This window comes from Trabulsiella odontotermitis, assembly GCF_001297775.1.
Taxonomy (GTDB): domain Bacteria; phylum Pseudomonadota; class Gammaproteobacteria; order Enterobacterales; family Enterobacteriaceae; genus Trabulsiella; species Trabulsiella odontotermitis.
Window position 1 is genome coordinate 12,354 of record NZ_LIFX01000011.1, and the last position, 12,740, is coordinate 25,093.

At 57.8% G+C, this 12,740-nt stretch carries 10 protein-coding genes; 6 read left to right on the forward strand and 4 right to left on the reverse strand.

Annotated elements, in window-relative coordinates; all coding sequences use genetic code 11:
* Position 1: 1 nt before the first annotated feature.
* The 3 genes from AOY23_RS15245 to moeA form a co-directional block, all read right to left on the reverse strand.
* The gene (locus tag AOY23_RS15245) at positions 2-901 is read right to left on the reverse strand and encodes a glycyl-radical enzyme activating protein (RefSeq protein WP_054180206.1); all 900 of its coding nucleotides are present in this window, start codon (positions 899-901) and stop codon (positions 2-4) included.
* A gap of 148 nt (positions 902-1,049) precedes the next feature.
* Positions 1,050-1,799 carry a molybdopterin-synthase adenylyltransferase MoeB gene (moeB, locus tag AOY23_RS15250; RefSeq protein WP_054180207.1) on the reverse strand — a complete coding sequence of 250 codons (750 nt, stop codon included), beginning with the start codon at positions 1,797-1,799 and terminating at the stop codon, positions 1,050-1,052.
* On the reverse strand, positions 1,799-3,034 hold the full coding sequence (moeA, locus tag AOY23_RS15255; protein WP_054180208.1) for a molybdopterin molybdotransferase MoeA: 1,236 nt from the start codon (positions 3,032-3,034) through the stop codon (positions 1,799-1,801). Before moeA ends, moeB begins: the two co-directional genes overlap by 1 nt.
* Before the next feature lie 185 nt (positions 3,035-3,219).
* On the opposite strand from moeA, the gene iaaA reads away from it, so the two are divergent.
* From iaaA to gsiD, 5 genes are read left to right on the forward strand one after another with little or no spacing between them, the layout of a single operon-like run.
* A complete protein-coding gene (gene iaaA, locus AOY23_RS15260) occupies positions 3,220-4,161 on the forward strand; it encodes a beta-aspartyl-peptidase (protein WP_054180209.1) in 942 nt (313 codons plus the stop codon).
* Between the two features lie 9 nt (positions 4,162-4,170).
* The gene (gene gsiA / locus AOY23_RS15265; RefSeq protein ID WP_054180210.1) at positions 4,171-6,036 is read left to right on the forward strand and encodes a glutathione ABC transporter ATP-binding protein GsiA; all 1,866 of its coding nucleotides are present in this window, start codon (positions 4,171-4,173) and stop codon (positions 6,034-6,036) included.
* 27 nt (positions 6,037-6,063) lie between these two features.
* On the forward strand, positions 6,064-7,602 hold the full coding sequence (gene gsiB, locus AOY23_RS15270; RefSeq protein ID WP_054180211.1) for a glutathione ABC transporter substrate-binding protein GsiB: 1,539 nt from the start codon (positions 6,064-6,066) through the stop codon (positions 7,600-7,602).
* Complete coding sequence (gene gsiC / locus AOY23_RS15275; RefSeq protein ID WP_054180212.1) at positions 7,602-8,522, forward strand: glutathione ABC transporter permease GsiC; 921 nt, start codon at positions 7,602-7,604, stop codon at positions 8,520-8,522. Before gsiB ends, gsiC begins: the two co-directional genes overlap by 1 nt.
* 1 nt (position 8,523) lies before the next feature.
* The gene (gsiD, locus tag AOY23_RS15280) at positions 8,524-9,435 is read left to right on the forward strand and encodes a glutathione ABC transporter permease GsiD (protein ID WP_054180213.1); all 912 of its coding nucleotides are present in this window, start codon (positions 8,524-8,526) and stop codon (positions 9,433-9,435) included.
* Positions 9,436-9,504: 69 nt separating this feature from the next.
* Here gsiD and rimO read toward each other — a convergent pair whose 3' ends face one another.
* Positions 9,505-10,830 carry a 30S ribosomal protein S12 methylthiotransferase RimO gene (gene rimO / locus AOY23_RS15285; RefSeq protein ID WP_054180214.1) on the reverse strand — a complete coding sequence of 442 codons (1,326 nt, stop codon included), beginning with the start codon at positions 10,828-10,830 and terminating at the stop codon, positions 9,505-9,507.
* A 401-nt stretch (positions 10,831-11,231) separates the two neighbouring features.
* Between rimO and AOY23_RS15290 the strand changes: the two genes are divergently transcribed.
* Positions 11,232-12,710 (forward strand): nucleobase:cation symporter-2 family protein, encoded by a 1,479-nt coding sequence (locus AOY23_RS15290; RefSeq protein ID WP_054180215.1) that lies wholly within the window; start codon positions 11,232-11,234, stop codon positions 12,708-12,710.
* Positions 12,711-12,740 lie beyond the last annotated feature (30 nt).

The window sequence follows — 12,740 nt, forward strand, 5'->3', positions numbered from 1 at the left end:
GTTATCCTCGTAGGGTCGCCGTTAACCCTTTCTGGCGGGCAATGTCTTGCGCAAAGGCCAGTAATTCCGGGTCATCCAGCGGCTTGTCAGGGGCAGAGTAGGGTTGGCCGAGCAGGGTGTATTTATTCATGCCCAGCGTGTGATACGGCAAAAAGTGGATATCGCTGACGTGCAGTTCATCGGCGGCAAAAGCGGTGATAGCGGTAATCGAGGCCTTATCGGCGTTGAAACCGGGGATCAGCGGGACGCGAATGGTCAGCGTTTTCCCGGCAGCGGCGAGGCGTTTGAGGTTATCCAGCACCCGTTTCGCCGAGCCGTCGGTCCAGGCGTTAAATACCGCGTCGTCAACGTGTTTCAGATCCGCCAGAAAGAGATCAACAAACGGCAGCGCCGGTTCGATATATTTCCACGGTACATGCAAACAGGTTTCCACGGCGGTGTGAATACCCTGTTGATGGCTCTGTTTCAGTAGAGCCAGCGCTATTTCCGGGTTCATAAACGGTTCGCCGCCGGAGAGGGTAATGCCGCCGCCGCTGCGATCATAAAACGGTTTATCGCGCAAAACGGTGGACATGATCTCATCAACGTTTTTCGTTTCGCCACACACCGTCAGCGCCTGCGTCGGACAGCAGTTGTCGAGCGCGGTAAGATGGTCTTCGGTCAGTTTTTCGCGGTGGATCAGCAAACCATTCAGCGCGCGCTCAATGACTTCCGGCGCCGCCTGCTGGCAGAGCTGGCAGCCATCGAGGCATAAGCGGGCATCAAATAGCAAGTCGCGGGAGCGCGAGCGGCTCTCCGGATTCTGGCACCAGCGGCATCCGAGCGAGCACCCTTTGAGGAACACCACGGTACGAATACCGGGGCCGTCATGGGTCGAGTAACGCTGAATGTTGAAGATCATACATCACCTTTGAGATTTGCATATGAAAATTAAATTACTTTCGAATGAAAGTTGATTTGACGCAAATCAAAAAGGGGACACATTGCCCGAAGAGACTTTCTTACTCTGTGACGCAGAGAGAACTATGACACGCGGCGGGGGGCGTGACTTACCCGCACACCTCGCAGCCAGGGTTACGCATCAGCTTCATTTCACGGAACTGACAGGTCATCGCGTCATACATCACGATTTTGCCGACAGCGGGCGTACCGTAGTGAGTCAGCAGCTTGATCGCTTCCATCGCCTGCAGGGAGCCAATCACGCCAACGAGCGGCGACATCACGCCCGCTTCCACGCAGGTCAGCGCATTTTCGCCAAACAGGCGGCTCAGGCAGCGGTAGCAGGGTTCTTCAGGTTGATAAGTAAAGACGCTGATCTGGCCTTCCATACGAATCGCCGCGCCCGAGACCAGCGGCGTTTTATGCACAAAGCACCCCGCGTTCAGTTGATTGCGAATGGTGACGTTGTCGGTGCAGTCGAGCACCAGATCATGCTGCGCGATCTGCGCCTGTAGCGCGTCGTCGTCCAGCAGGGCGTTAAGCGTGGTGAACTGCACATGCGGGTTAATCCGCGCCAGCGACGCGCGCGCGGAATCCACTTTCGCCTGGCCGATGGTCGCGTCGCTGTGCAGCGTCTGGCGCTGCAGATTGGAGAGCGATACGGTGTCAAAATCGAGCAGCGTCATGTTACCGACGCCGCTGGCGGCCAGATACTGTGCGGCGGCACAGCCGAGACCGCCCAGCCCGACGACCAGCACCCGCGCGGCTTTCAGCGCTTCCTGACCATCAAAATCGAAACCACGCAGCACAATCTGGCGATTGTAGCGCAGCATCTCCGCATCGCTCAGTTCGACGGCCATCACAACCCTCCCAGCAGATGATTAAAGGGTTCCACCTCAACCCATTCGCCAGCGTCCACATTACCGCGTTCACGTTCGAGCACAATAAAGCAGTTTCCCTGACTGAAGGAGCTGAAAATATGCGAGCCCTGATGCCCGGTAGTGGTGACTTCCGGTTCGCCGTTCGCGTTTACGCTAAGCACGCCGCGCTGAAAATCGAGGCGACCCGGCGTTTTTTTCAGCCGCGTGGTGGTGCGCACGCGCTGACGTGGCGGGAAGGCCGGGGCATGGCTGCCGCTCAGCGCCGCCAGTAACGGCTGCACTAACTGGTAAAAGGTGAGCGCGGCAGAGACCGGGTTGCCCGGCAGGCCGCAGAACCAGCTGCTTTTCAGCTTGCCGAAAGCGAACGGTTTGCCCGGCTTGATCGCCAGTTTCCAGAAGCTGATTTCGCCCAGTTCTTCAAGGATGGCTTTGGTGTAATCCGCTTCGCCCACTGACACGCCGCCGGAGCTTATCACCACGTCAGCCTGGCTGTCGGCCGTGATAAACGTCTGGCGCAACTGCTCAGGATCGTCGCGCACAATGCCGAGGTTAATCACCTCGCAACCAAGCTGCTCCAGCATCAGATGTACCGCCAGGCGGTTGGTGTCATAGATTTGCCCGTCGCCCAGCGGCTGGCCCGGTAACTGCAATTCATCGCCTGTAGAAAACAGCGCCACGCGGATTTTGCGTACGACACTGACCTCCGGGATCCCCAGTGACGACAGTACCGGCAGTTCCGCCACGCTGAGTCTGGTGCCCGCCGGGAACACCGTCGCGCCCATCGCGATATCCTCACCACGATAGCGAATGTTCTGCCCGGCTTTGACTGGCGCTGTAAACCGCACGCCCGCATCGGTGTGTTCGGTCTCTTCCTGCATCACCACCGCATCGCAACCAACAGGCACCGGTGCGCCGGTCATAATGCGAATGCAGGTGCCCGCAGGCCATTCACCCTGCAACGGCTGCCCGGCAAAGGCTTTTCCGGCGACGGGTAACGGCACACCACGTTGCACATCCGCCAGCCTGACCGCATACCCGTCCATCGCGGAGTTATCAAAGCCCGGTACGTCCAGCGGCGACACCACGTCGCTTGCCATCACCCGGCCAAACGCCTGTACCAGCGGCACAGATTCCGACGCGGTGAGCGGCGTGAGGGGGGAAAGCATTTGCGACAGGGCAGTTTCAAGCGGCATCAGTCCGGCGGTAAAATCCATGGGTAACTCCTGCTGAAATTTCGATGGCGTCCATTATGGCAGAAAAGGGCAATGCGCTGTATGCCACATGAGGTGTAGCCTTTACAGCATCGGCAGCGCTTTCTATATTCAAAAAAGAGATAAGCAAGACGACAGTCTAATGATATGTATAGGAAAAGCAGTTCAATTCATCACAAGGCGAAGAAATGAGTAAAGCGGTGATCGCCATTCACGGTGGCGCAGGCGCAATTTCTCGTGGGCAACTTTCTCCGGAGCGGGAGCTGCAGTACGTTGCAGCGCTGTCGGCCATTGTTGAAAAAGGGCAGCAGATGCTGGAGTCGGGTGCCAGCGCGCTGGATGTGGTCACTGAAGCCGTCCGTTTGCTGGAGGAGTGCCCGTTATTTAATGCCGGCACCGGCGCGGTATTTACCTCGGCTGAACAGCACGAAATGGATGCCTGCATTATGGACGGTAATTTGTTGCAGGCGGGCGCGGTGGCGGGGGTAAAACATCTGCGCAACCCGATTCTGGCGGCGCGACTGGTGCTGGAGCGCAGCCCGCATGTGCTGCTGATTGGCGATGGCGCCGAGCAGTTTGCCGCGTCGCAGGGGATGGAACAGGTGGAAAACAGCCTGTTTTCGACCCCGGAACGTTACGAACAGCTTTTACAGGCGCGTGAAGTGGGCGAAACCCGGCTCGACCATGACGTGGCCCCGCTTGATGAACGCAGCAAAATGGGCACTGTTGGTGCCGTGGCGCTCGATGCAATGGGCAATCTGGCGGCGGCTACTTCCACCGGTGGAATGACCAACAAACTGCCGGGCCGCGTGGGCGATACGCCCATTGTCGGCGCCGGATGTTACGCCAATAACGCCAGTGTCGCGGTCTCCTGCACCGGTACCGGTGAAGTGTTTATGCGCACCCTGGCGGCCTACGATATTTCGGCGCTGATGGAGTACGCCGGGCTGAGCCTGCAGGAAGCCTGCGAACGGGTGATCTGCGAAAAATTACCGGCGCTCGGTGGCAGCGGTGGGTTGATCGCTATCGATCGCGAAGGCAACGTTGCGCTGCCCTTCAACAGCGAGGGTATGTATCGCGCGTTTGCGTTTGCCGGTGATGCGCCGAATGTCGGTATCTACAGTGAGTAAGGAGCCAGTTTGCCTCACAGTCGAGAGATAGATCCCAACGATGTGCTGGTGGTCGACAACCTTAATGTCGCGTTTACCCATGAACAGCAACCGGTGCCTGCCGTCCGAAACCTGTCGTTTACGCTCGGGCGCGGCGAGACGCTGGCGATCGTCGGTGAATCCGGCTCGGGCAAATCGGTTACCGCGCTGTCGTTGTTGCGGCTGATAGAACAGGCGGGCGGTGAGATGCACAGCGACCGTCTGCTGTTGCGCCGTCGTAATCAGCGGGTGATTGAACTGGGCGGGCAGAGTGCGGCGCAGATGCGTCACGTGCGTGGTGCCGATATCGCGATGATTTTTCAGGAGCCCATGACCTCGCTCAACCCGGTATTTACCATCGGTGAGCAGATTGCCGAATCGATCCGTTTGCATCAGGGACTCAGCCGCGACAAGGCGATGGCGGAAGCGCGAAAAATGCTCGACCGGGTGCGCATTCCGGAAGCGCAATCGATGCTGTCGCGCTACCCGCATCAGCTTTCCGGCGGCATGCGCCAGCGGGTGATGATCGCCATGGCGCTCTCCTGTCGCCCGGCGGTGCTGATCGCCGATGAACCGACCACGGCGCTTGATGTCACCATCCAGGCGCAGATCTTACAGTTGATCGCCGTGCTGCAAAAAGAGATGGCGATGGGGGTGATTTTTATCACCCACGATATGGGCGTAGTGGCCGATATCGCCGATCGGGTGCTGGTGATGCACGACGGCGAGGCGGTGGAAACGGGCAGCGTGACGCAGATTTTCAGTGCGCCGCAGCACCCGTACACGCAGTCACTGCTGGCTGCCGTACCGCGGCTTGGCGAGATGCGCGGCAGCGATTTGCCGCGACGTTTCCCGCTGGTGGCAGAAGTCACGCCGTTTACCCGTCCTGAACCGGAGCAGGACACGGTAGTGGCCGGTGAGCCCATTTTGCAGGTGCGTGATCTGGTCGCGCGCTTCCCGCTGCGTAGCGGCATTCTCAACCGTGTGACCCGCGAAGTGCATGCGGTGGAAAAAGTCAGTTTTGATTTATGGCCGGGTGAGACGCTGTCACTGGTGGGCGAATCCGGCTGCGGGAAATCGACCACCGGGCGCGCGCTGTTGCGGCTGGTTGAGGCGCAGAGCGGCACCATCACCTTCCAGGGGCAGCGTGTGGATAAGCTCTCTCCCGGCAAACTGCAGGCGCTGCGCCGCGACATCCAGTTCATTTTTCAGGACCCCTACGCGTCGCTCGATCCGCGCCAGACGGTCGGGTATTCGATTATGGAGCCTTTGCTGGTGCATGGTCTGCTGGACGGTGACGCCGCGCGACGCCGTGTCACCTGGCTGCTGGAGCGCGTCGGGCTGAAGGCGGAACATGCCTGGCGCTATCCTCATGAGTTTTCCGGCGGGCAGCGGCAACGTATCTGCATTGCCCGCGCGCTGGCGCTGAACCCGAAAGTGGTGGTGGCCGATGAGTCGGTTTCCGCACTCGACGTTTCCATTCGCGCGCAGATCATCAATCTGTTGCTCGACCTGCAGCGTGAAATGGGCATCGCGTTTTTATTTATTACCCATGATATGGCGGTGGTCGAACGTATCAGCCATCGCGTGGCGGTGATGTACAGGGGGCGGATCGTTGAGATGGGTCCCCGGCGCGCCGTCTTTGAAAACCCGCAACACCCTTACACCCGCAAACTGATGGCCGCCGTTCCGGTGGCCGATCCGGCACATCGTCCTCCGCAGCGCGTGCTGCTGTCGGATGAGATGCCGGGGAACATTTACAAGCGGGGAGAACAGAGCGTCAGCGTACCGCTGCAACAGGTCGCACCGGGCCATTTTGTCGCCCGCGATCCGGCGGCAAACGCCCTGGCGCGTTAATTAAGCAGGGATTATCAGGAGAGTGAGATGACACAACGAATTTCAGGTAAGTGGCTGCTGGCGCTGGGTGTTGTCTCTGCCCTGGCAGCCGCGCCCGCCTTTGCACAGAAAGATGTCGTGGTGGCGGTAGGCTCTAATTTCACCACGTTAGATCCCTACGATGCCAACGACACCCTGTCTCAGGCCGTGGCGAAATCCTTCTATCAGGGGCTGTTTGGCCTTGATAAGGACATGAAACTGCAGAACGTGCTGGCGGAGAGTTATACCGTTTCCGATGATGGTCTGGTCTATACCCTCAAACTCCGTCAGGGGGTGAAGTTTCAGGACGGCACCGACTTTAACGCTGACGCCGTGAAAGCAAACCTCGACCGTGCCAGCGACCCGGCCAACCATCTGAAGCGCTATAACCTGTACAAAAATATCGACAAGACGGAAGTGGTTGATCCCACCACGGTGAAAATCACCCTCAAGTCGCCGTTCTCTGCGTTTATCAATATCCTGGCGCATCCGGCGACGGCGATGATCTCCCCGGCAGCGCTGAAAAAATACGGCAAAGAGATTGGTTTCCACCCGGTGGGGACCGGCCCGTATCAACTGGACACCTGGAACCAGACCGATTTCGTGAAAGTGAAGAAATTCGCCGGTTACTGGCAACAGGGGTTGCCGAAACTCGACACCATCACCTGGCGTCCGGTGGTGGATAACAATACCCGCGCGGCGATGTTGCAGACCGGAGAAGCGCAGTTCGCCTTCCCGATCCCTTATGAGCAGGCGGCGATCCTCGGGAAAAACAGCAAGCTGGAGCTGGTCGCCAGCCCGTCCATCATGCAGCGCTACATCAGCATGAACGTCACGCAGAAGCCGTTCGACAACCCGAAAGTGCGTGAGGCGATCAACTACGCCATTAACCGTCAGGCGCTGGTGAAAGTGGCGTTTGCCGGATACGCCACCCCGGCGACCGGCATCGTGCCGCCGTCGATTGCTTACGCTCAGCATTATCAGCCATGGCCGTACGATCCAGCTAAAGCAAAAGCACTGCTGAAGGAAGCCGGATATCCTGACGGTTTCAGCACCACGCTGTGGTCGTCGCACAATCACAGCACGGCGCAGAAGGTGTTGCAGTTTACCCAGCAGCAACTGGCGCAAGTCGGTATCAAAGCGCAGGTGACAGCGATGGACGCCGGGCAGCGCGCGGCGGAAGTGGAAGGCAAAGGGCAGAAAGAGAGCGGAGTGAGGATGTTCTACACCGGCTGGTCGGCCTCGACCGGTGAAGCCGACTGGGCGCTGTCACCGCTGTTCGCCTCGCAGAACTGGCCGCCGACGCTGTTCAACACCGCGTTTTACAGCAACAAGCAGGTGGACAGCGATCTGACCGACGCGCTGAAAACCAACGACGCGAAAGAGAAAGCCCGTCTGTACAAAGACGCGCAGGATATCGTCTGGAAAGAGTCGCCGTGGGTGCCGCTGGTGGTCGAAAAACTGGTCTCCGCGCACAGCAAAAATCTGACCGGGTTTTACATCATGCCGGATACCGGATTCAGCTTTGACGAGGCCGACCTGAAGTAATGCTCAATTATGTGATCAAACGGTTGTTCGGACTGATCCCCACGCTGCTGATTGTGGCCGTGCTGGTGTTCCTGTTCGTCCACCTGCTACCCGGAGACCCGGCGCGGTTAATCGCCGGTCCCGAGGCGGACGCGGAGGTTATCGCGCTGGTGCGGCAACAACTGGGGCTCGATCAGCCGCTGCATATTCAGTTCTTCGATTACATCGTTAACGTATTGCAGGGCGATTTCGGCCACTCGATGGTGTCGCGGCGTCCGGTGTCGGAAGAGATCGCCAGCCGCTTTCTGCCGACGCTGTGGCTGACCATCGCCAGCATGGTGTGGGCGGTGATCTTCGGTATGGCGATGGGCATCGCGGCGGCGGTGTGGCGCAATCGCTGGCCTGACCGGCTCGGCATGGCGCTGGCGGTGACCGGCATTTCGTTTCCGGCGTTTGCGCTGGGCATGCTGCTGATGCAAGTCTTCTCCGTCGAGCTGGGCTGGTTGCCCACCGTCGGTGCAGACAGCTGGCGACACTACATTCTGCCTTCCATCACCCTTGGCGCGGCAGTGGCTTCGGTGATGGCGCGTTTCACCCGCGCGTCGTTTGTGGATGTGCTTAACGAAGATTACATGCGCACGGCGCGGGCTAAAGGGGTGAGTGAAACGCTGGTGGTGCTCAAACACGGTTTGCGTAACGCCATGATCCCGGTGGTGACGATGATGGGCCTGCAGTTTGGTTTCCTGCTCGGCGGCTCTATCGTGGTGGAGAAAGTCTTTAACTGGCCGGGGCTGGGGCGTTTGCTGGTGGATTCCGTTGAAATGCGTGATTATCCGGTCATTCAGGCCGAAGTGCTGCTGTTTTCCCTGGAGTTTATTCTTATCAACTTAGTGGTGGATGTGCTCTACGCGGCCATTAACCCGGCGATCAGGTACAAATAAGGTGAGATTGTTAAACTGGCGACGACAGGCCGTATTAGACGCCATGCCGACGGTCAAACCCGGTCAGGTGCGTACACCGTGGCTTGAGTTCTGGCGACGCTTCCGCCGTCAGCCCATCGCGCTGGCTGCAGGGGTGTTTGTGCTGCTGCTGATCATCGTGGCGGTGGCGGCACCGTGGATAGCGCCGTTTGATGCGGAAAACTACTTTGACTATGACCGGCTGAACGAGGGACCGTCGATGATCCACTGGCTTGGCGTTGACTCGCTCGGCCGTGATATTTTCAGCCGGGTGCTGCTTGGCGCGCGGATCTCGCTCGCCGCCGGGGTGTTTGCGGTGCTGGCGGGTGCGGTAATTGGCATTGTGCTGGGGCTGCTGGCCGGGTATTACGAAGGCTGGTGGGATCGCATCATCATGCGCATCTGTGACGTGCTGTTCGCTTTCCCCGGCATTCTGCTGGCGATCGCAGTCGTCGCGGTGATGGGCAGCGGGATGGCAAATGTAATTATCGCCGTGGCTATCTTCTCGATCCCGGCGTTTGCCCGCCTGGTGCGCGGTAACACGCTGGTGCTCAAACAGCAGACGTTTATTGAGTCCGCCCGCAGTATTGGCGCCAGCGACAGCACCATTCTGTTCCGCCATATTCTGCCGGGCACCGTGTCGTCAATTGTGGTCTTTTTCACCATGCGTATTGGCGTGTCGATAATCTCCGCCGCCAGCCTCTCTTTCCTCGGGCTGGGTGCGCAGCCGCCAACACCGGAATGGGGGGCGATGCTCAATGAAGCGCGTGCCGATATGGTGATCGCGCCGCACGTGGCGATTTTCCCGGCGATTGCGATTTTCCTGACGGTACTGGCGTTTAACCTGCTGGGTGACGGACTGCGCGATGCGCTGGATCCGAAAATAAAAGGGTAGGCTTTGGGAAATTCCCCGGTGGCGCTGCGCTTACCGGGGCTACAAGAGCGGGTGTGGCAATCAGGATAATTAAACCCGGCTACCCCACAGATCATATTCGTCCGCGTTTTCGACTTTCACGCGAACCACATCGCCCGGCTTCACTTTCGTTTCACCGTTCAGATAGACCGCGCCGTCGATTTCCGGGGCATCCGCCATGCTGCGGCCAATCGCGCCTTCTTCATCGACTTCATCGATCATCACCATGATTTCGCGACCCACTTTCTCCTGCAGACGGTCGGCAGAAATCTGCTGCTGAAGCTGCATGAAACGGTTCCAGCGCTCCTCTTTGATCTCTTCCGGTACCTGATCCGGCAGTTCGTTGGCGGTAGCGCCGTCGACCGGGCTGTACTTGAAGCAACCAACGCGATCCAGACGCGCTTCTTTCAGGAAGTCGAGCAGCATCTGGAAATCTTCTTCGGTTTCGCCAGGGAAGCCCACGATGAAGGTCGAACGCAGCGTCAGCTCAGGGCAGATTTCACGCCACTGCTTGATGCGCGCTAACTGGCGATCGACCGAACCCGGGCGCTTCATCAGTTTGAGAATGCGCGGGCTGGCGTGCTGCAGCGGGATATCCAGATACGGCAGAATTTTGCCTTCCGCCATCAGCGGGATCACATCGTCAACGTGCGGGTACGGATAGACATAGTGCAGACGCACCCAGACGCCCAGTTTCGCCAGTTGCTCACACAGGCTGACCATGCTGGTTTTGACCGGCTCACCGTTGTAAAAACCGGTGCGGTGTTTTACGTCAACGCCATAGGCGGAAGTGTCCTGGGAGATCACCAGCAGCTCTTTCACACCCGCATCGACAAGGCGTTTGGCTTCTGCCAGCACATCGCCAATCGGGCGGCTGTCGAGATCGCCACGCATGGACGGAATAATGCAGAAGGTACAGCGATGGTTGCAGCCTTCGGAAATTTTTAAGTAAGCATAGTGACGCGGCGTCAGCTTCACACCCTGTTCCGGCACCAGGCTGGTGAACGGGTTATGCTGCGGCTTCGGCACATAATGATGTACATGCTCAAGCACCTGCTCGTAGCTGTGCGGGCCGGTAATTTCCAGCACTTTCGGGTGCACTTCACGGATCTGATTTTCCTTCGCCCCGAGACAACCGGTGACGATAACTTTACCGTTTTCGTTCAGTGCTTCGCCAATGACTTCCAGCGACTCCTGGACTGCGCTGTCGATAAAACCACAGGTATTCACGATAACCATGTCGGCATCGTCGTAACGGGGAACCACATCGTACCCTTCGGTACGCAATTCGGTGAGGATGCGCTCGGAATCAACCAGATTTTTCGGGCAGCCTAATGAGATAAAACCAATTTTAGGTTGCTGCGTTACATTGCTCATAGCTCAAAAATTATTCAATTATTGGAATGGTCAGGGCAGCGATTCTACAGAGATCGGGGGAGAAATTGTACTGGAGATTGTCGTCAGTCTCTGTATCAGGCCTGGCGCTGACATTCTGTCTCATCTGACAGCGTAATTCTCTCAATGTGATAATTTATCATTATCAACTCTCGTTTTTATTCAAATTACTGGCTGTTAATTCTGAGCCTGCAAGATCGTCTGGTGCGTTTTTTTATGAAACCCGTCACGTTAATTCATCGATAACCCTCGCCCGGCCAATGTTGGCACACATCACGCATAGCTCTTCTGGTTTGCATCTTTATTGCGTACTTCAGCCATATTCTGGCACCCCGATTGTCTCCTGGAATGAGCAATTCTGGCCGTAAAAGGAAAGATGTTTTATGAATGAATCAGCGTTAAGCCGTCGTGGACTCTCAGCTTCCTCTTCCTCACCTGTCGATGAAATCCTCCCTGTCGGGCAAATGTTCCTCTATGGCCTGCAACATGTTTTAGTGATGTACGCCGGTGCGGTTGCCGTTCCGCTGGTGGTCGGCAATGCCGTGGGGTTGCCGGTGGAACAAATCATCTTATTAATCAGCGCGGACTTATTTATCTGTGGCGCCGCCACCATCATTCAGGCGCTGGGCATCGGTCGCTGGCTGGGCTGCCGGTTGCCGCTGGTTCAGGGCTGCACCTTTGCTGCACTGGTGCCGATGATTTTAATTGGCAAGGAGTATGGTATCGGCGGGGTTTCCGGCGCGGTGATCTGCGCGGGTCTCTTCACGCTGATATGCGCCCCGTGGATTAGCCGCCTGGTCCGTTTTTTCCCGAAAGTGGTAATGGGCTCCATCGTGACCTTAATTGGCCTGTCGATCATGCCGGTGGCAGGAAACTGGATTGGCGAAAGCGGCAGCGGGCAGGCGGCGTTCGGTGATCTGACGTCGCTGGCCGTTGCCGCGATAACGCTTTTCATCATTCTGAACGTCTATACCTTCGGCTCCGGGATGATAAAAAACATCGCTGTGCTGATCGGCTTAATCTCCGGCAGCTTTATCTGGTGGTTGTTTAAATCGATCGATTTCCACCTCGTTGCGTCCACGTCGTGGCTCAGCTTCCCGCACGTCATGCGGATGGCGAAACCTGAATTTCATCTTATTCCTGTCGCTCTGCTGTCAGTGACGATGGTGGTGGTGATGCTGGAAACCATGTCCTCAATTATGGCGACCGGTGACATCGTCGGTAAAAAAGCCAGTGCCGAAACGCTGCGTAACGGCTTAACCGCCTGCGGTCTGACCACCACTATCGCCGGGCTTTTCAACCTGTTTCCTTATGCGGCGTTCGCTCAGAACGTCGGGCTGATTGGTCTGACGGGAGTGCGCAGCCGCTTCGTCGTCGCGGTCTCCGGCGTGATTTTAATGCTGATGGGCATGTTCTCGAAAATGGCGGCGCTGGTGGTGGTGATCCCCAAGCCAGTGTTGGGCGGCGCGGGCGTGGTGATGTTCGGCATGGTAGTGGTGGCGGGCATTCGCACGCTGGGGAGCGTCAATTACCGCGATAACAATAACGGCATGGTGGTGGCCCTGACCATTGGCCTTGGGCTGATGCCGGTACTGGTGCCGCACCTGTTCGATCAGTTCCCGCCAATGTTGAAAATGTTTCTTCACAGCGGCATTACCATCGGCACGGTCATCGCCATTCTGGCAAACCTGACGCTGAACGGAAAAGGTCTGCCGCTGCTCCATACGCATCAGCATGACAACCACGAACCCGACTTATTACCTTCCAGCACAGCTGCGCGGCGCGTGGCGGTCAGAACGGTGCGGATGTGGTTGCTGCTGCGAAAAGTACAGAAAGATGAAAGTCAAACGAAATCAATGTAACCCGAACATCAACAACGGACAGTGAAAAGG

Coding starts and splice junctions, on each gene's coding strand:
- AOY23_RS15245 (WP_054180206.1), bottom strand. CDS start 901: ATGATCTTCAACATTCAGCGTTACTCGACCCATGACGGCCCCGGTATT.
- moeB (WP_054180207.1), bottom strand. CDS start 1,799: ATGGCCGTCGAACTGAGCGATGCGGAGATGCTGCGCTACAATCGCCAG.
- moeA (WP_054180208.1), bottom strand. CDS start 3,034: ATGGATTTTACCGCCGGACTGATGCCGCTTGAAACTGCCCTGTCGCAA.
- iaaA (WP_054180209.1), top strand. CDS start 3,220: ATGAGTAAAGCGGTGATCGCCATTCACGGTGGCGCAGGCGCAATTTCT.
- gsiB (WP_054180211.1), top strand. CDS start 6,064: ATGACACAACGAATTTCAGGTAAGTGGCTGCTGGCGCTGGGTGTTGTC.
- gsiC (WP_054180212.1), top strand. CDS start 7,602: ATGCTCAATTATGTGATCAAACGGTTGTTCGGACTGATCCCCACGCTG.
- rimO (WP_054180214.1), bottom strand. CDS start 10,830: ATGAGCAATGTAACGCAGCAACCTAAAATTGGTTTTATCTCATTAGGC.
- AOY23_RS15290 (WP_054180215.1), top strand. CDS start 11,232: ATGAATGAATCAGCGTTAAGCCGTCGTGGACTCTCAGCTTCCTCTTCC.